Source organism: Streptomyces sp. NPDC107765 (assembly GCF_055657085.1).
Genome location: NZ_JBVKBL010000005.1, coordinates 17,949 through 33,822, shown reverse-complemented (window position 1 = coordinate 33,822; position 15,874 = coordinate 17,949). Strand labels below are relative to the sequence as shown.

At 70.8% G+C, this 15,874-nt stretch carries 14 protein-coding genes; 8 read left to right on the top strand and 6 right to left on the bottom strand.

Annotated elements, in window-relative coordinates:
• Window positions 1-367: 367 nt before the first annotated feature.
• Window positions 368-934 carry a cupin domain-containing protein gene (locus tag ACZ7MX_RS14060; RefSeq protein WP_472131863.1) on the bottom strand — a complete coding sequence of 189 codons (567 nt, stop codon included), beginning with the start codon at window positions 932-934 and terminating at the stop codon, window positions 368-370.
• Window positions 935-1,125: 191 nt separating this feature from the next.
• Here ACZ7MX_RS14060 and ACZ7MX_RS14055 point away from each other — a divergent pair, with 191 nt between their 5' ends.
• Window positions 1,126-1,506: a MazG-like family protein gene (locus ACZ7MX_RS14055; RefSeq protein WP_472131861.1), complete on the top strand. Its 381-nt coding sequence runs from the start codon at window positions 1,126-1,128 to the stop codon at window positions 1,504-1,506.
• 23 nt (window positions 1,507-1,529) lie between these two features.
• On the opposite strand, the gene ACZ7MX_RS14050 is transcribed toward ACZ7MX_RS14055, so the two are convergent.
• The gene (locus ACZ7MX_RS14050) at window positions 1,530-2,198 is read right to left on the bottom strand and encodes a TetR/AcrR family transcriptional regulator (RefSeq protein WP_472131859.1); all 669 of its coding nucleotides are present in this window, start codon (window positions 2,196-2,198) and stop codon (window positions 1,530-1,532) included.
• 120 nt (window positions 2,199-2,318) lie between these two features.
• Here ACZ7MX_RS14050 and ACZ7MX_RS14045 point away from each other — a divergent pair, with 120 nt between their 5' ends.
• Window positions 2,319-3,929: an FAD-dependent monooxygenase gene (locus tag ACZ7MX_RS14045; RefSeq protein ID WP_472131857.1), complete on the top strand. Its 1,611-nt coding sequence runs from the start codon at window positions 2,319-2,321 to the stop codon at window positions 3,927-3,929.
• A 148-nt stretch (window positions 3,930-4,077) separates the two neighbouring features.
• Here ACZ7MX_RS14045 and ACZ7MX_RS14040 read toward each other — a convergent pair whose 3' ends face one another.
• Entirely contained in the window at window positions 4,078-4,839 is a 762-nt protein-coding gene (locus ACZ7MX_RS14040; RefSeq protein WP_472131855.1) for an AAA family ATPase, read from the bottom strand.
• A 123-nt stretch (window positions 4,840-4,962) separates the two neighbouring features.
• Between ACZ7MX_RS14040 and ACZ7MX_RS14035 the strand changes: the two genes are divergently transcribed.
• Together ACZ7MX_RS14035 and ACZ7MX_RS14030 are read left to right on the top strand one after the other, a co-directional pair.
• A complete protein-coding gene (locus ACZ7MX_RS14035; RefSeq protein ID WP_472131853.1) occupies window positions 4,963-5,298 on the top strand; it encodes a YnfA family protein in 336 nt (111 codons plus the stop codon).
• Between the two features lie 263 nt (window positions 5,299-5,561).
• Window positions 5,562-6,371, top strand: a complete 810-nt coding sequence (locus tag ACZ7MX_RS14030) for an SDR family NAD(P)-dependent oxidoreductase (RefSeq protein WP_472131851.1) — start codon at window positions 5,562-5,564, stop codon at window positions 6,369-6,371.
• A gap of 247 nt (window positions 6,372-6,618) precedes the next feature.
• Here ACZ7MX_RS14030 and ACZ7MX_RS14025 read toward each other — a convergent pair whose 3' ends face one another.
• Complete coding sequence (locus tag ACZ7MX_RS14025; RefSeq protein ID WP_472131849.1) at window positions 6,619-7,812, bottom strand: RtcB family protein; 1,194 nt, start codon at window positions 7,810-7,812, stop codon at window positions 6,619-6,621.
• A gap of 162 nt (window positions 7,813-7,974) precedes the next feature.
• Here ACZ7MX_RS14025 and ACZ7MX_RS14020 point away from each other — a divergent pair, with 162 nt between their 5' ends.
• From ACZ7MX_RS14020 to ACZ7MX_RS14010, 3 genes are all read left to right on the top strand, one after another.
• Window positions 7,975-8,964, top strand: coding sequence for a hypothetical protein (locus ACZ7MX_RS14020; RefSeq protein WP_472131847.1), 990 nt, complete (start codon window positions 7,975-7,977; stop codon window positions 8,962-8,964).
• Window positions 8,965-9,184: 220 nt separating this feature from the next.
• A complete protein-coding gene (locus ACZ7MX_RS14015; protein WP_472131845.1) occupies window positions 9,185-9,904 on the top strand; it encodes a DUF3558 family protein in 720 nt (239 codons plus the stop codon).
• 199 nt (window positions 9,905-10,103) lie between these two features.
• Window positions 10,104-11,366 (top strand): DUF2637 domain-containing protein, encoded by a 1,263-nt coding sequence (locus ACZ7MX_RS14010; RefSeq protein ID WP_472131844.1) that lies wholly within the window; start codon window positions 10,104-10,106, stop codon window positions 11,364-11,366.
• A 27-nt stretch (window positions 11,367-11,393) separates the two neighbouring features.
• Here ACZ7MX_RS14010 and ACZ7MX_RS14005 read toward each other — a convergent pair whose 3' ends face one another.
• Both ACZ7MX_RS14005 and lysS read right to left on the bottom strand, forming a co-directional pair.
• A complete protein-coding gene (locus ACZ7MX_RS14005) occupies window positions 11,394-11,594 on the bottom strand; it encodes a hypothetical protein (RefSeq protein ID WP_472131842.1) in 201 nt (66 codons plus the stop codon).
• A 170-nt stretch (window positions 11,595-11,764) separates the two neighbouring features.
• Window positions 11,765-13,513 (bottom strand): lysine--tRNA ligase, encoded by a 1,749-nt coding sequence (lysS, locus tag ACZ7MX_RS14000; RefSeq protein ID WP_472131840.1) that lies wholly within the window; start codon window positions 13,511-13,513, stop codon window positions 11,765-11,767.
• Between the two features lie 187 nt (window positions 13,514-13,700).
• Here lysS and argS point away from each other — a divergent pair, with 187 nt between their 5' ends.
• A complete protein-coding gene (argS, locus tag ACZ7MX_RS13995; protein WP_472131839.1) occupies window positions 13,701-15,467 on the top strand; it encodes an arginine--tRNA ligase in 1,767 nt (588 codons plus the stop codon).
• Window positions 15,468-15,874: the final 407 nt, after the last annotated feature.

Here is a 15,874-nt window from a genome sequence, read left to right as displayed (position 1 = left end):
TCGCTGGCCTGACCGTCCGTGCCGTTGCTGAGATGACCGTCCGGGCCGTTGCTGGTGTGACCGTCCGGGCCGTCCGCGCCGGCCTGACCGTTCGGGCCATTCAGCCTGTCCCGGCCGCCCAGCCTGTCCCGACCATCCAGGCTGGCCGGGCCGCCCCGCCTATCCGGAGTGTTCGGACTGCCCTGGCTGCCCGGACTGCCCGCGCCGCCCCGACCGTCCGAGCCGTCCGAGCCGTCCCAGCCAGCCTGGCCGTACGAGACGGCCTGACCATCCGACCCTGCCTGGCCGGATCCGACCGGTCCACCGTCGTCACTGGGAGTAACCGCCGCCCCACCACCGTTCAGGCTGAAAGGGGCCCACTCCCCTGTCATGGCCGGCTCAGCGCGACGATCCGCGCTGCCTCCCGGGGAAACCGCGCGGCCAATTCGGCGGCGTCCCCGTGTTCGTAGTCCTCGAAGGTGAAACCGGGCGCCATCGTGCAGCCGAACAGTGTCCAGGAGCCGCCGTCGGCGACCTCGGCGGCCATCCACGTCCCGGCCGGAACGGTGAACTGAACGTGCTGCCCGCCCAGGACGTCCGGCCCGAGGACGACCGTACGGGCCGCGCGGCCATCCGGAGTGCTCGCCTCGCGCCCCTCGGCCCCCTGGGGCTGCCCGTCTTCTTCGGGCCCTTCGGTGAGCAGGAAGAGGGTGAGCGGATCGCCCCGGTAGAAGTGCCAGATCTCGTCGGTGGGCAGCCGGTGCAGGGCGCTGTAGTCGCCCGGCTCGGCGGTCAGCAGCATCACGATCGCCGTGCCCTCGGGCCGTCCGTCGGACCGGGGCGGACCCGCCCACGTAGGCCGGAACCGCCCGCCCTCACGCGGCAACGGCACCAGGCCGTAGAAGTCGACCAGCTCCTCGGGGAGCGGATCGCGGGACGTGCGGTGCTCGGCCATCTGCGGCGTGCCCCTTCCCACCAGCCAGCAGCAATACGGGCGTTGTGCACGGCGAGTTCGTGCACGGCAGTACGTACGCGGAGCGATTCGTAGTCGGCGTGTCACCTATGGCGGTGCACATACCGGGCTTCACATACGGCGGTTCCTCCACACTAGGCGCGTACGCCGCCGGACACGGGCACAATCGGGCCATGTCCGATACGCCTCCGCCCGTCGAGACCTCGTCCGCGCCTCCGGCCGACGCCCCGTCAGCCGTCTGGGAAACCGTCGACCACCTGGTGCGCTGGCTCGACGGCGAGAGCACGCTGCCCGCGGAACAGGAGCGGCTGCTGCGCATCCTGAAGCTCTCCGAGGAGGCGGGCGAGGTCGCGCAGGCGGTGATCGGCGCCACCGGCCAGAACCCGCGCAAGGGTCACAGCCACACCTGGGACGACGTGCAGAGCGAGCTGTGCGATGTGATCCTCACGGCGATGGTGGCGCTCCGGACGCTGACCCCGGAGGCGCGGCAGGTCTTCGAAGGACAGATGAGGCGGGTCGCCGGACGGGTGCCGCGGCCGCTGTCCGCGGACTGAACACCCCCTGGCAACCGCCCGCTCTACGGCTGCTCCGCCGTCAGATAGCGCTGGATCGTGGGCGCCAGCCAGGCGATGACCTCCTCATGGCTGAGGGCGACGGCCGGCGCGAGGTGCAGGACGTAACGGCACAGCGCCATGCCGAGTATCTGGGAGGCGATCAACGCCGCGCGCTTCGGGGCCTCCTCGGGGACCGGGCAGAGCGCCGTGAGCACCGGCCTGATCTGCTCGGCGAACACCCCTCGCATCCGCTCCGCGCCTGCTTCGTTCGTCGCACCGACGCGCAACATGCCGGTCATTACCTCGTCGCCCTCCCACCGCTCGAGGAAGTGGCGTACGAGCCGGGCGCCGGCTTCTTCTCGCGGTACGTGGCTCAGGTCGGGCGCGTGCACCTCGATCTCGGAGGCTGCCGCGAAAAGACCGGCCTTGTTGCCGTAGTAGCGCATGACCATCGACGGGTCGATGCCCGCTTCGCGCGCGATGGCGCGGATCGTGGCGCGCTCATAGCCGTCCGCGGCGAAGCGGTCGCGGGCGGCGGCCAGGATCGCCGCCCGGGTCGCGGCGGACCGGCGGGGCGGGGCCGCGGGACCGGCGGACGGGACGCCGGCAGCGGCTTCAGCGCCGGTGTCGGAGGCCACCGATTCGGCGGGGGCGTCGGGCTCAGCAGTAGTAGGAGGGCGCTCGTGCGGCATGTCAACAACAGTAGGCCAACGACTGTTGACATGCCAAGCCGACGCGACTTACGCTTGCCAACATGCGTTGACCAACATGCGTTGGCGTAGGCCCAGGCGCACGCAGAGGAGGCGGAAGCCATGGACGCCATGAACCGCACACCGGACCAGTCCGGCACCCCGGAGCAGGGACTCAGCACGGCCCGCGAGGCCGAGGTCAGAGACGCCCCGGAAGCCGCCGGACACCTCGCACCCGGCGCGGAGAGTGCGGAGGCCGCAGACATGACGGACACCGCGGACGTCTTCGTCGTCGGCGCCGGGCCCACCGGTCTGCTGCTGGCCGGGGACCTCGCCGAGGCCGGCCTGTCCGTCACGCTTCTCGAACGCCGCACCGACACCACCAGCAACCTCAGCCGCGCCCTCGCCGTCCATGCGCGCACGCTGGAGCAGCTCGACGCCCGTGGTCTCGCCGATGAGTTGGTCGCCGGCGGCCATCCGATCTCCCGCCTCCGGCTCTTCGGGAAGGCCACTCTCGACCCGACCCAGCTCGCCAGCCGCTTCCCGTTCGTCCTGATCACTCCCCAGTTCGAGGTCGAACGGCTGCTGGAGCAGCGGGCGCGGAAGGCCGGTGTGGTGTTCCGGTACGACTCGGAGGTGCTCGGTCTCGACCAGGACGAGGAGGGGGTCACGGTGAAGCTGCGCACCCCCGACGGCATCGGCAGCGCCCGCGCCGCCTACCTCGTCGGCACCGACGGCGTGCGCAGCACGATCCGGCAGGCCGTGGGCCTGCCCTTCCCCGGGAAGTCCGTGATCCGCTCGGTGATCCTCGCCGACGTCCGGCTGGCCGAGGCGCCGCCGTCCCCCTTCACCTTCAACGCCACGGGGGAGGCGTTCGCGCTGATCGGCTCGTTCGGGGACGGCTGGTACCGCGTCATCGGCTGGAACCGCCACCGCCAGGACGACGACAGCGCGCCCGCCGATCTCGACGAGGCCCGCGAGGTCACCCGGCTCGCGCTCGGTACGGACTACGGCATGCGGGACGCCCGCTGGATCTCCCGCTTCCACAGCGACGAGCGCCAGGCCCCGCAGTACCGCGTCGGGCGGGTCTTCCTCGCCGGGGACGCCGCGCATGTCCACTCCCCCGCGGGCGGTCAGGGCATGAACACCGGCCTTCAGGACGCCGCCAACCTCAGCTGGAAGCTGGCCGCCGTGATACGCGGCCACTCCCCCGAGTCCCTGCTGGACAGCTATCAGGCCGAGCGGCATCCCGTCGGCAAGTCGGTGCTGCGCAGCAGCGGCGCCATCCTGCGGGTGGCCCTGCTGCACTCCTCTCCCGGGCGTGCGGTCCGGGGAGTCGCCGCGCGGCTCATCAACCATCTGCGGCCGGTGTCCCGCCGCGCGATACGCACGCTGTCCGGTATCGGCATCAGCTATCCGGCCGGGCCGGGTGCCCATCGGCTCGCCGGCCACCGCGCTCCGGACATCCGCCTGGCCGGCGGCGACCGGCTCTATGAACTCCTGCGTCAGGGGAAGTTCGTCCTCGTCACCGCCGCCGACGAGCCCACCGGCCTGCGTCCGGACGACGACCGCGTCATCCCGGCCGCCTGGGACAGCGACCGCCGCACCGCCCTGCTGGTACGGCCCGACGGCTATATCGCCTGGGCCACCGACTCCACGGCCCCCGCCGTACGTGCCGCGGCACTGCGCAGCGCACTCATACGGTGGACCGGCGCCGCACCGGCGAATGGTTGAGCGGGGCGGACGGTTAAGCGGGGCGGACGGCTGCGGGGGGACGGGCGGCCACGCAGGGGCGGATGGCTGCGCGGTGAGCGTCGGACCGCGGTTGGCGTCGGAGCGCGCTTGGCGTCGAAGCGTGCTTGGCGTCGGCGTTCGCCTCGGCTCAGCCCGAGGCCAGCACATGCCGCAGATACGCCCGCGGGTCGTTGAGGTAACGCCGCCAGTGATCGACGAGGCCCAGCTCCGCCCACTCCACCGACCGCATGCCGTGCTCGCCGACCTCCACGATGTCCGCGCCGGGCAGAGCCGTCAGCAGCGGTGAGTGGGTGGCGCACACGACCTGAGCGCCTATCCGCGCCAACTCGTCCATCAGCCCGACCAGTTCCAGACAGGAGGAGAAGGACAGTGCCGCCTCCGGCTCGTCCATCACATACAGCCCGCGCTCGGCGAACCGTTCGCGGAAGGCCAGCAGGAAGCTCTCGCCGTGGCTCATCTCGTCGGGGCCCTGGGAGAGCCGCCGGGTATTCCGCTCGCCGTTCAGTGCTTCCAGCGCCGTTTCGGCCCGGAGGAAGAAGCCGCGGCGACGCGTGCGCGGCCCCCGCACCATCCGCCGCCCCTCCCGCGTCGGATCGAACCGCAGCAGACCGCCCAACAGCGAAGCCTCACGAGAGGAGGCGTACTTGTAGCCGGCCGACCCGCCGTACGAATCCAGGCCGAAGCCTTCCGCCAGCGCCTCCGCCAGCGTGGACTTCCCCGAACCGTTCTCGCCCACCAGGAAGGTGACGGGCGCACGGAAGGCAAGCCCCTCGGCGGCCAACTGCCGGACACAGGGCACCGTCCACGGCCAGCCGTCCTCGGCAGCCCCTGCCCCTACCCCTGCCCCCGTCCCCGTCGGAAGGTCCAGATAAGCCCGTTCAATCAGCATGACTCGAAGCTCTCATGCACCACTGACAGCCCCGGGGTGGCATGCCTGGGCGGGCGTTCGCCTGCGGCACCGCCGGAGAGGCTCTCGCGCACCGGCGGGGTCGCCCGGGCTTACGCTCGCCGCATGCTTATCGCGCGTTCCGTTGCCCTGTTCGTCGTTGCCGCGCTGTTCGAGATCGGCGGGGCGTGGCTGGTGTGGCAGGGGATCCGCGAACACCGCGGCTGGGCGTGGATCGGGGCCGGCGTGATCGCCCTCGGGGTGTACGGCTTCGTGGCCACGCTCCAGCCCGACGCCCACTTCGGGCGCATCCTTGCCGCGTACGGCGGGGTCTTCGTCGCCGGGTCACTGGCCTGGGGAATGGTGGCCGACGGCTACCGACCCGACCGGTGGGACGTCATCGGCGCGCTGATCTGCCTGGCCGGGATGGCAGTGATCATGTACGCCCCCAGGAGCCGCTGACCGTTCCGACAACGGGTCACCTGCATCTCCCCCATTCCGTCCGCCTCGTCCAATGTCGCTGGTCTCGCCCGGCTCCACCCGTCTCCCTCGACTCCTCGATCAGCCGTTGATCAGGTGCTCACCAGTAATTGATCAACAGTTGTTCAGGCGCTGCATATCCTGGCCACACCGCGACCGCGGCCAGACCGCACAACGGTCACGCCGACGCGCGCTGATCCGTCGTCCCGCCGTCCCGCCGTCCCACCGGCTCCGAGGAGAGCGTCATGACCGCCGATGCCCGTAGCGCTGATGCCCGTAGCGCCGAAACGCCCAGCGCCGAGGCCCGTACCGCCGTTGTCACCGGAGCGAGCAGCGGCATCGGGGCCGCGACCGCGCGGGCGCTGGCTGCCGCCGGCTACCGCGTCGTGCTCACCGCCCGCCGCAAGGACCGCATCGAGGCGCTCGCCGCCGAGCTGCCGAATGCCCAGGCCCATGCGCTGGACGTCACCGACCGTTCCGCCGTCGACGCCTTCGTGGCCTCGCTCGACGAGCTGCCGTCCGTCGACGTCCTGGTCAACAACGCCGGTGGCGCGTTCGGTGCGGAACCGGTGGCCACCGGAGACCCCGCCGACTGGCGCGCCATGTACGAGGTCAATGTGCTGGGCGTGCTCCACATGACCCAGGCGCTGCTGCCCAGGCTGACCGCTTCCGGGGACGGCACCGTCGTCGTCCTGTCCTCCACCGCAGGTCATGGCACGTACGAGGGCGGCGGCGGATATGTCGCGGCCAAGCACGGTGCGCATGTGATCGCCGAGACGCTGCGGCTGGAGCTGTGCGGTGAGCCGGTGCGCGTCATCGAGGTCGCGCCGGGCATGGTGAAGACCGACGAGTTCGCCACCACCCGCTTCCGCGGGGACACCGAAAAGGCCGCCAAGGTCTACGAGGGCGTGGAGCAGCCGCTCAGCGCGGAGGACGTCGCCGACACCATCGCCTGGGCGATCACCCGCCCCTCCCACGTCAACATCGACCTCCTGGTGGTCCGGCCCCGCGCCCAGGCTTCCAACACGAAGGTGCACCGCACCCGGACCCCCTGAGCCGGCCCGGCCGGACCGCGTCACGCAAGGCAGCGCGGAGTAACGCAGAGCGGCGTGGCGCACCACGCGCCACGCCGCCCCTCAACCAAGCCAACGAACCACCGGGCCATGGCCCCATGGCCCATCGAAGCACCGGACCACCAGGCCACCAGGCCACCAGGCCACGGACCCGCTGAGCCACTGCCCCAGCGAGCCAGTCCCAGCCCTCGCCCCTCAGCCCTTCACGCACCTCAGCCCTTCACGCACCTCAGCCCTTCACGCACACCACCTGCTTGAGGTGTGCGACGACCTCCACCAGGTCGCGCTGCTGGTCGATGACCTTCTCGATCGGCTTGTAGGCGCCCGGGATCTCGTCGATCACCCCGGAGTCCTTGCGGCACTCCACGCCCCGCGTCTGCTCCGCCAGGTCGCGCGTGGTGAAGCGCTTCTTGGCGGCGTTCCGGCTCATCTTGCGGCCGGCGCCGTGCGAGGCGGAGTTGAAGGACGCCGGGTTCCCGAGGCCGCGGACGATGTACGAGCCGGTGCCCATCGAGCCGGGGATGATGCCGTACTCCCCGCCGCCGGCCCGGATCGCGCCCTTACGGGTCACCAGCAGGTCCATGCCGTCGTACCGCTCCTCCGCCACGTAGTTGTGGTGGCAGGAGATGACCTCGCCGAAGGTCACCCTGGCCTTCTTGAACTCCCGGCGGACGACGTCCTGGGTGAGCGCCATCATGATCTCGCGGTTGTGCTTGGCGTACTCCTGCGCCCAGAAGAGGTCGTTGCGGTACGCCGCCATCTGCGGGGTGTCCGCGATGAAGACGGCGAGGTCGCGGTCGACCAGGCCCTGGTTCTGCGGCAGCTTCTGGGCCACGCCCATGTGGTGGTCGGCGAGTTCCTTGCCGATGTTGCGCGACCCGGAGTGCAGCATGATCCACACGGACTGGTCCTCGTCGATGCAGATCTCGTGGAAGTGGTTGCCGCTACCGAGCGTTCCCATCTGCTTGACGGCCCGCTCGCGACGGAACTTGACGGCATCCGCCACCCCGTCGAACCGCGCCCAGAAGTCCTCCCAGCCGGCCGTCGGGAAGCCGTGCAGCCGGCCGGGATCGACGGGGTCGTCGTGCATGCCCCGGCCCACCGGAATGGCCTGCTCGATCTTCGAGCGCAGCCGGGACAGGTCGCCGGGCAGGTCGTTGGCGGTGAGCGAGGTCTTCACCGCGCTCATGCCGCAGCCGATGTCGACGCCGACCGCCGCCGGGCAGACCGCCCCGCGCATCGCGATCACCGAACCGACCGTGGCGCCCTTGCCGTAGTGCACGTCGGGCATCACGGCCAGGCCCTTGATCCACGGGAGGGTGGCGACGTTGCGCAGTTGCTGCATCGCCACGTCCTCGACCGTGGCCGGGTCGGTCCACATCCGGATGGGCACCTGGGCGCCGGGTACCTCGACGTACGACATAACTTCCTCATTCCCCCGAAAAACTGAAAAACGCAAAAGCCGGACAAAATACCTGATCTTGGACGGTGAACCGGCGTGCGCGGCAAGACGTGCGATAGACATTGTGTCCATCGGCCGCCGCCCGGCGGCAACCGCATTTCTTGAGGGAAGGAGCCGCGAACGATGCCCCGCAAACCGTTCGCACCCGGTGCCGCACTGGTGGCCGTCGCGGCGCTGGCCGTCGGCCTCGCCGGCTGCACCGGCGGCCCCGGCACCGACGGTGACGCCGCCGACGCCAAGGGCGGCGACCCCGCCGCGACGAGCCAGTCCGCCGAACCGGGCCGCTACCAGACCCTCCCGGAGGCGTGCGGGCTGCCGTCGCGCAGCACCGTCCGCGGCATGCTGCCCGGCGACGGTCAGCACCTCTCCAGCGCCGAGGCCGACAAGCTCTACGGCGGCCAGGCCGACATCACGTACGACACGGACCGCCGGGTCGGCTGCCACTGGACCCGCGAGACCGACACGGGCACCCGCCATCTGAGCCTCGACATCCAGCGCGTGGTCTCGTACGAGGCCGCCGTCAGCGATGACGACAAGGCGCAGGGGATCTACGACAGCAAGGAACAGGCCGCCCAGATCCCGTCCGGCGGCAGCACCGGCTCCTCCCCCACCGCGCCCCCGTCGAAGGACACAAAGAGCACAAAGGGAACAAAGGCCGCCAGCAGCACAGGGGATCCGAAGGACACCGGGGGCTCGAAGGGCGGGACGGCCGCCGCCGGGAAGGACCCCGCAAAGGCCCTCGCCGGAAAGGCCGGCGCCTCGGGCAAGCCCGGCAGCGACGCGAGCACGGACCCGAGCGGGGATGCGGGCGGAGACAAGAGCACCGCCTCGACCACGCCGCCGACCACGGACCCGAGTGCGAGCGCCGGCGCCTCCACCGCACCGCGCGTGCTCGACGGCCTGGCGGACGCGGCGTTCCTCAACGACAAGTTGATCACCGCGGACTCCGGTGTGCACCGCGACGTCACTGTGGTCTTTCGCACGTCGAACGTGATCGTGACGATCACCTACGACCAGTGGTCCACGGACAAGTCGATGTTGCCGGAGAGCCAGGAACTGCAGGACAAGGCACGTTCGCTGGCCGATGAGCTGGCCGACCGCCTCGCCGAATAGCCCGAGTTGAGCAACTCGGGCTGATCGTCCGGACAGAGCCGAATGCCCGTTTCGCACCTCGTACTCACCGGTACGAAACGGTCACCCACCTCGCGTCGCCGCGTACCGTGCCCTCTAGCGAACCGACGACGCACGACGACTGACCACGCCGAACGCCGCACGACGCCGACCACACGACGCCGACGCACGACGACGCACGACGACGAACAGCGAAGGAACCATGCACCGTTCAGCCAAGCGCCTCGCCAGCCTCCTCACCTGCGCAGCAGTACCGGTGCTGCTCGTCGCCGGCTGCTCCGGCTCGGACGGCGGCAGCTCGGACTCCGGTTCCGGTGACGCCTCCTCCGCCGCGCCCAGCCGCTCCGCCCAGCCGTCGCCGACCGTGGAGCCCGCGAAGTACAAGAAGCTGCCGAACCCCTGCTCGGCGTTCTCCAAGGACACCATCAAGAAGCTGCTGCCCAAGGTGAAGGACGCCGCCGGGGACCAGGGCCAGTCCACGGACAACGCCTCGCACGGCACCTGCTCCTGGAACAGCTCCGACGAGCACGGCGTCGACGGCACCCAGTTCCGCTGGCTGGACATCGGCTACCAGCGCTACGACTCGGACCCGGGCATCGGCTCCGGCGAGAAGCGCGCCACCGACTTCTACACCAAGCAGGTCAGCGACGCGAAGGCCACCAAGGGCGCCAAGAAGCTCAAGGCCGCCCAGACCGGCGGCACCGGCGACGAGGCGACCGCGATCACCTACGACGTGAAGAAGGAGGGCAACGACTTCAAGAACACCACGATCGTCGCCCGCGCCTCCAACATCGTCGTGACGATCAACTACAACGGCGCGGGCCTGGCCGGCGCCGACACCCCCAAGGGCGCCGACCTGCTGAAGAAGGCCCAGGCCGCCGCGAAGGAAGCGGTCGCCGCCGCCCTCAAGGCGAACCACTGACGTCGAGCGGACGTCGATCCGACGCGAGCCTGACGGCGGTCCGATGGCGACCTGACGGCGGCGTGACGCTCCCCGCCGGCCCGGCGTACACCGACCCGACCGGCCCCGCCCCCGCCCCTCCGGGCACCTCCCGGTGGGGCCCGGCGGGCGGTGTGCCAGGCTAGGCGCGCCATTTCGCCGAGCCGGGGAGGGACCGCGGGTGTCCGCGACGAAGACGGCGCAGTTGACTCGTACCCACCGCATCCTCATCGGTGTGGTCATCGCCGGTGCCGCAGTGATCGCAGGCATCGGCTTCACCGGCTCCTACGCGGCGGTGCGCGCGCTGGCCGAGAAGAAGGGCTTCGGGGCCTTCTCGGTCGTCTTCCCGATCGGCATCGACGCCGGCATCGTCGTCCTGCTGGCGCTGGACCTGCTGCTGACCTGGATCCGGATCCCGTTCCCGCTGCTGCGGCAGACCGCCTGGCTGCTGACCGCCGCCACCATCGCCTTCAACGGCGCGGCGGCCTGGCCGGACGCGCTGGGCGTGGGGATGCACGCGGTGATCCCGGTGCTGTTCGTGGTGGCCGTCGAGGCGGCCCGGCACGCGGTGGGCCGGATCGCCGACATCACGGCCGACCGGCACATGGAGGGTGTGCGCATCACGCGGTGGCTGTTGTCGCCGATCCCGACGTTCCTGTTGTGGCGGCGGATGAAGCTGTGGGAACTGCGGTCGTACGACGCGGTGATCAAGCTGGAGCAGGAACGGCTGGTCTACCAGGCACGCCTGCGTTCGCGCTTCGGGCGCGCCTGGCGTCGCAAGGCTCCGGTGGAGTCCCTGATGCCGCTGCGGCTCGCCCGGTACGGGGTGCCGCTGGCCCGGACCGCTCCCGCGGGGCTCGCCGCGGCGGGCATCGAGCCGCAGTTGCTGCCGGCGCCGCAGCAGTCGGTGAATCCCGCTCCGGCGCCGCGAGCCCAGGAGCCGGGCGGGCAGCTGGCCACCGAGCCGCTGCCCGACGAGCCACTGCCCAACCAGTGGTTCGCGGCGTCGCCGCAGGTGGCGTACCAGGGGGACTACGACCCGGCGTACGTCCCTGAGCCGGAACCCCAGCCCCCGTACGACGAGCAGCAGCAGGTGACGACGGCCGAGCAGGTCCCGGTGCCGGCGCCGCGCGCGCCGGAGCCCGAGCCGGCGCCGCAGGTCCCGGTGCCGAACGGGGCAGGCGGAACGCGTCCGCTCGGCAAGGGCGTCGCGGAGGCGGACCCGCAGCCCGCTCAGGTTCCGGCCGCGACTCCTCACGACGAGGACGTCTACCAGGTGTTCCGGCGCTCGATCGAGGGCGAGGGCATGCCGACGCCGGGCGCGTTCGCCGCGAACATGGAGGCGCAGTACGGGATCCGCCTGCGGTCGCGCGAACTGAACCGCTACATGGACCAGTTCACCGACCGCCTCAACGCCGAGCTGATGGACGAGCACATCGCGTAACGCGCCGGGGAGGCAGCCCGCCCGGCCCTACACCCGCTGCGCCTTCCGCTTCTTGTCCGTGTCGCCCCATACGGCCAGCGCCGCGCCGACCAGGAACAGGCCGAGGTAGGCGACCGACGGCAGGTCGAACCAGTGGGCCAGCAGCCCCCAGGCACCGTCGAAGAACGTCTTGCCGATGAAGCCGAGCGCTCCTTGCAGCATGGCGATGAAGCCGATGATTCCCCTCATGGCACCAGCGTGACGGGTTCGGCCCCGGGGATCCTCCTCCCCGGGGCCGAACCCGTTCTCACCCTTGAGTCGCAGAGCCGGCGCGGCGTCTACGACCAGGCGGCGGTGCGTGGACGACCCGGCGGCGGAACGCCGTCAGCCGCCGAGCAGCTCACGCCCGCTCGCCGCCGTCAGCCGCCGAGCAGCTTGCGCACCCGGTCGGCGCCGACCGCCAGCAGCAGCGTGGGCAGCCGCGGCCCGGTGTCCCGGCCGACCAGCAGGTGGTAGAGCAGCGCGAAGAAGGCACGCTGGGCGACCTTCAGCTCGGGCGTCGGCTTGGCGTCCGGGGCCAGGCCCGCCTGGACCTTCGGCACGCCGTAGACGAGCGTGGTCAGGCCGTCCAGCGACCAGTGCTCGTCCAGGCCGTCGAGCAGCAGCCGCAGCGATTCGCGGGCCTGGTCGTCCAGCGAGGCCAGCAGCTCGGCGTCCGGCTCCTCGCGCACGATGGTGCGCTGGTCGGCCGGGACCTGGGTGTTGATCCAGTGCTCGGCCTTGTCGAGCCGGGGCCGGGTCTCGTCCAGGGACGTGACGGGGTTGGCCGGGTCCAGCTCGCCGAGGATCCGCAGGGTCTGCTCGTCGTGGCCGGCGGTGATGTCCGCGACGGAGGCGAGGGTGCGGTACGGCAGCGGGCGGGGGGTGCGGGGCAGCTCGCCGGCGGCGGTGCGGACCGCCCGGGAGTGGGCGGCCGCGTCGGCGGGCAGCGCGGTGCCGTCGGCGACCTTGCCCTCCAGCTTGTCCCACTCGTCGTAGAGCCGCTGGATCTCCTGGTCGAAGGCGATCTTGAAGGACTGGTTGGGCTTGCGGCGGGCGTACAGCCAGCGCAGCAGCGGCGCCTCCATGATCTGCAGCGCGTCACCCGGGGTCGGCACGCCGCCGCGCGACGAGGACATCTTGGCCATGCCGCTGATGCCGACGAAGGCGTACATCGGGCCGATCGGCTGGGCGCCGCCGAAGATCTCCCGGACGATCTGCCCGCCGACGACGAAGGACGAGCCGGGCGAGGAGTGGTCGACACCGGACGGCTCGAAGATCACGCCCTCGTACGCCCAGCGCATCGGCCAGTCGACCTTCCAGACCAGCTTGCCGCGGTGGAACTCGCTCAGCCGGACCGTTTCCCCGAAGCCGCAGGCGGTGCAGGTGTAGGTCAGCTCGGTGGTCTCGTCGTCGTACGAGGTGACGGTGGTGAGGTCCTTCTCGCACCCGCCGCAGTACGGCTTGTACGGGAAGTAGCCCGCCGAACCGCCGCTGCCGTCGTCCTCGCTGGCCGCGCCGGACCCCTCGGCCGCCTCCAGCTCCGCCTCGTCGACGGGCTTCTGGGACTTCTTCGCGGGGGCCTTCTTGGTGCGGTACTGGGCGAGGATCGCGTCGATGTCCGCGCGGTGCTTCATCGCGTGCAGGACCTGGTCGCGGTACACGCCGGAGGTGTACTGCTCGGTCTGGCTGATGCCGTCGTACTCGACGCCCAGCTCGGCCAGTGCCTCGGTCATGGCGGCCTTGAAGTGCTCCGCCCAGTTCGGGTACGCCGAGCCGGCCGGCGCCGGAACCGAGGTCAGCGGCTTGCCGATGTGCTCGGCCCAGGACTTGTCGACGCCCTCGACGCCCTCCGGGACCTTGCGGTACCGGTCGTAGTCGTCCCAGGAGATGAGGTGCCGGACCTCGTGGCCACGACGGCGGATCTCGTCGGCGACCAGGTGCGGGGTCATGACCTCGCGGAGGTTGCCGAGGTGGATCGGGCCGGAGGGGCTCAGGCCCGAGGCGCAGACGATCACCGGTGCGGAAGCACCCGATGCCAGTTTGCCGGGGGCACGGCGCTCCGCCTCGGCAATGACCTCGTCCGCGAACCTGGAGACCCAGTCGGTCTCGGTGCTCTGCTGAGCCACGATCGGCCCTTCCTCTTCCTGGTGCTTCCTCGGTTGCGCCGTCTTGCGCGTGCGACGCACAAAAGCCTGACGGTGCCATTGTCCCAGACGCCTGCCGTCCGGAAATTCAGTGGTAACGGCGTGGGATACTCAGTGGCAAACCCTTTCCCCTTCAAAGACACCTTCGTCTAGAAGAGAGCGCAGCTTCATGGCCTCGGTCCCTTCCCTCGCAGCTTCGGTTCACCAGCGCGTCGCGGACGCCCTCTCGGCAGCCCTGCCGGAGGCCGGCGCCGCGGACCCGCTGCTGCGACGTAGCGACCGGGCCGACTTCCAGGCCAACGGCCTGCTGGCACTGGCGAAGAAGCTGAAGGGCAACCCGCGGGAGCTGGCCACCAAGGTCGTCGACGCGATCGGCGACAGCGACCTCCTCCAGGACGTCGAGGTCTCCGGGCCCGGCTTCCTGAACATCACGATCACCGACAAGGCGATCACCGAGACGCTCGCCGCCCGCGCCGCCGACGGCGACCGGCTCGGCGTGCCCCTCAAGGACAATCCGGGCCTCACGGTCATCGACTACGCCCAGCCGAACGTGGCGAAGGAGATGCACGTCGGGCACCTGCGCTCGGCGGTCATCGGCGACGCGCTCCGCCACATGCTGGACTTCACCGGCGAGCGGACGATCGGCCGGCACCACATCGGCGACTGGGGCACCCAGTTCGGCATGCTCATCCAGTACCTGATCGAGAACCCCGGCGAGCTGGCCCCGGCGGCCGACGTCGACGGCGAGCAGGCGATGAGCAACCTCAACCGGGTCTACAAGGCGTCGCGCGCGGTCTTCGACTCCGACGAGGAGTTCAAGGAGCGGGCCCGCAAGCGGGTCGTCGCCCTCCAGTCCGGCGACAAGGAGACCCTGGACCTGTGGCAGCGGTTCGTGGACGAGTCGAAGGTCTACTTCTACTCGGTCTTCGAGAAGCTGGACATGGAGATCCGCGACGACGAGATCGTCGGCGAGTCCGCGTACAACGACATGATGGCCGAGACGGCCCGCCTCCTGGAGGAGTCGGGCGTGGCTGTCCGCTCCGAGGGCGCCCTCGTCGTCTTCTTCGACGAGATCCGCGGCAAGGACGACCAGCCGGTGCCGCTGATCGTGCAGAAGGCGGACGGCGGCTTCGGCTACGCGGCCTCCGACCTCTCCGCGATCCGCAACCGCGTCTTCGACCTGCAGGCGACGACGCTCCTCTACGTCGTCGACGTCCGCCAGTCCCTCCACTTCCGGATGGTCTTCGAGACGGCCCGCCGGGCGGGCTGGCTGAACGACGGCGTCACCGCGCACAACATGGGCTACGGCACGGTGCTGGGCGCGGACGGCAAGCCGTTCAAGACCCGCGCGGGCGAGACGGTCCGCCTGGAGGACCTCCTCGACGAGGCGGCCGAGCGGGCGACGGCGGTGGTGCGGGGCAAGGCCGAGAAGGTGGGTCTGTCCGAGGACGAGATCGTCGAGAACGGACGGTACGTCGGCATCGGCGCCGTGAAGTACGCGGACCTGTCGACCTCGCCGAGCCGGGACTACAAGTTCGACCTGGACCAGATGGTGTCGCTGAACGGCGACACGTCGGTGTACCTCCAGTACGCCTACGCCCGCATCCAGTCGATCAAGCGCAAGGCCGGCGAGACCCGTCCCGTCGCCCACCCGGAGCTGGCACTGGCCCCGGCAGAGCGGGCGCTGGGCCTGCACCTCGACCAGTTCGGTGAGGTGCTGGCCGAGGCCGCGGCGTCGTACGAGCCGCACCGGCTGGCCGCCTACCTGTACCAGCTCGCCTCGCACCTGACCACGTTCTACGAGAAGTGCCAGGTGATCAGCGAGGAGAACCCGGCCGAGGTGGTCGAGAACCGTCTGTTCCTCGTCGACCTGACCGGCCGCACCCTCCACCAGGGCATGGCCCTCTTGGGCATCCGCACCCCCGAGCGCCTCTGACGGCCTGCCCGCGCTGTCGCCTGCGGCGCCGCGGTGGTGTCACACCGTGGCGCCCGGCGCCGGGCGGGGCACCGCGAAGCGACAGGAATACCTCCCCAGCCCGCGGAGTTGAGCCCTGCAGGGGGCGCTCGCAACCCTTACGGGATCTGTTCGACCCTCCCCTAGGGGTTCCCAGGTCCCCTTGCATGCCTCAACGCCCACCCCCACGGACCGCATTCCCCTCCCAACGGGAGGGGACGGGCCGGAGGGGCCTTGTTCGTGGACGTAAAGCGTCAGCAGTCCACGAACAAGGCCCCGGAGGCCCGTCACCGCACCCAACACCCACCCAGCCCGCCGCAGGCGCAACGGCGAGAAACACCCGCGGCGCAGCAGACGGCTACGTGCGGGGCGCCGCAAAGCGCAACCGC

Coding starts and splice junctions, on each gene's coding strand:
- ACZ7MX_RS14060 (WP_472131863.1), bottom strand. CDS start 934: ATGGCCGAGCACCGCACGTCCCGCGATCCGCTCCCCGAGGAGCTGGTC.
- ACZ7MX_RS14050 (WP_472131859.1), bottom strand. CDS start 2,198: ATGCCGCACGAGCGCCCTCCTACTACTGCTGAGCCCGACGCCCCCGCC.
- ACZ7MX_RS14020 (WP_472131847.1), top strand. CDS start 7,975: ATGCCCCGCAAACCGTTCGCACCCGGTGCCGCACTGGTGGCCGTCGCG.
- ACZ7MX_RS14015 (WP_472131845.1), top strand. CDS start 9,185: ATGCACCGTTCAGCCAAGCGCCTCGCCAGCCTCCTCACCTGCGCAGCA.
- ACZ7MX_RS14025 (WP_472131849.1), bottom strand. CDS start 7,812: ATGTCGTACGTCGAGGTACCCGGCGCCCAGGTGCCCATCCGGATGTGG.
- ACZ7MX_RS14030 (WP_472131851.1), top strand. CDS start 5,562: ATGACCGCCGATGCCCGTAGCGCTGATGCCCGTAGCGCCGAAACGCCC.
- ACZ7MX_RS14005 (WP_472131842.1), bottom strand. CDS start 11,594: ATGAGGGGAATCATCGGCTTCATCGCCATGCTGCAAGGAGCGCTCGGC.
- ACZ7MX_RS14045 (WP_472131857.1), top strand. CDS start 2,319: ATGGACGCCATGAACCGCACACCGGACCAGTCCGGCACCCCGGAGCAG.
- ACZ7MX_RS14035 (WP_472131853.1), top strand. CDS start 4,963: ATGCTTATCGCGCGTTCCGTTGCCCTGTTCGTCGTTGCCGCGCTGTTC.
- ACZ7MX_RS14055 (WP_472131861.1), top strand. CDS start 1,126: ATGTCCGATACGCCTCCGCCCGTCGAGACCTCGTCCGCGCCTCCGGCC.
- argS (WP_472131839.1), top strand. CDS start 13,701: ATGGCCTCGGTCCCTTCCCTCGCAGCTTCGGTTCACCAGCGCGTCGCG.
- ACZ7MX_RS14040 (WP_472131855.1), bottom strand. CDS start 4,839: ATGCTGATTGAACGGGCTTATCTGGACCTTCCGACGGGGACGGGGGCA.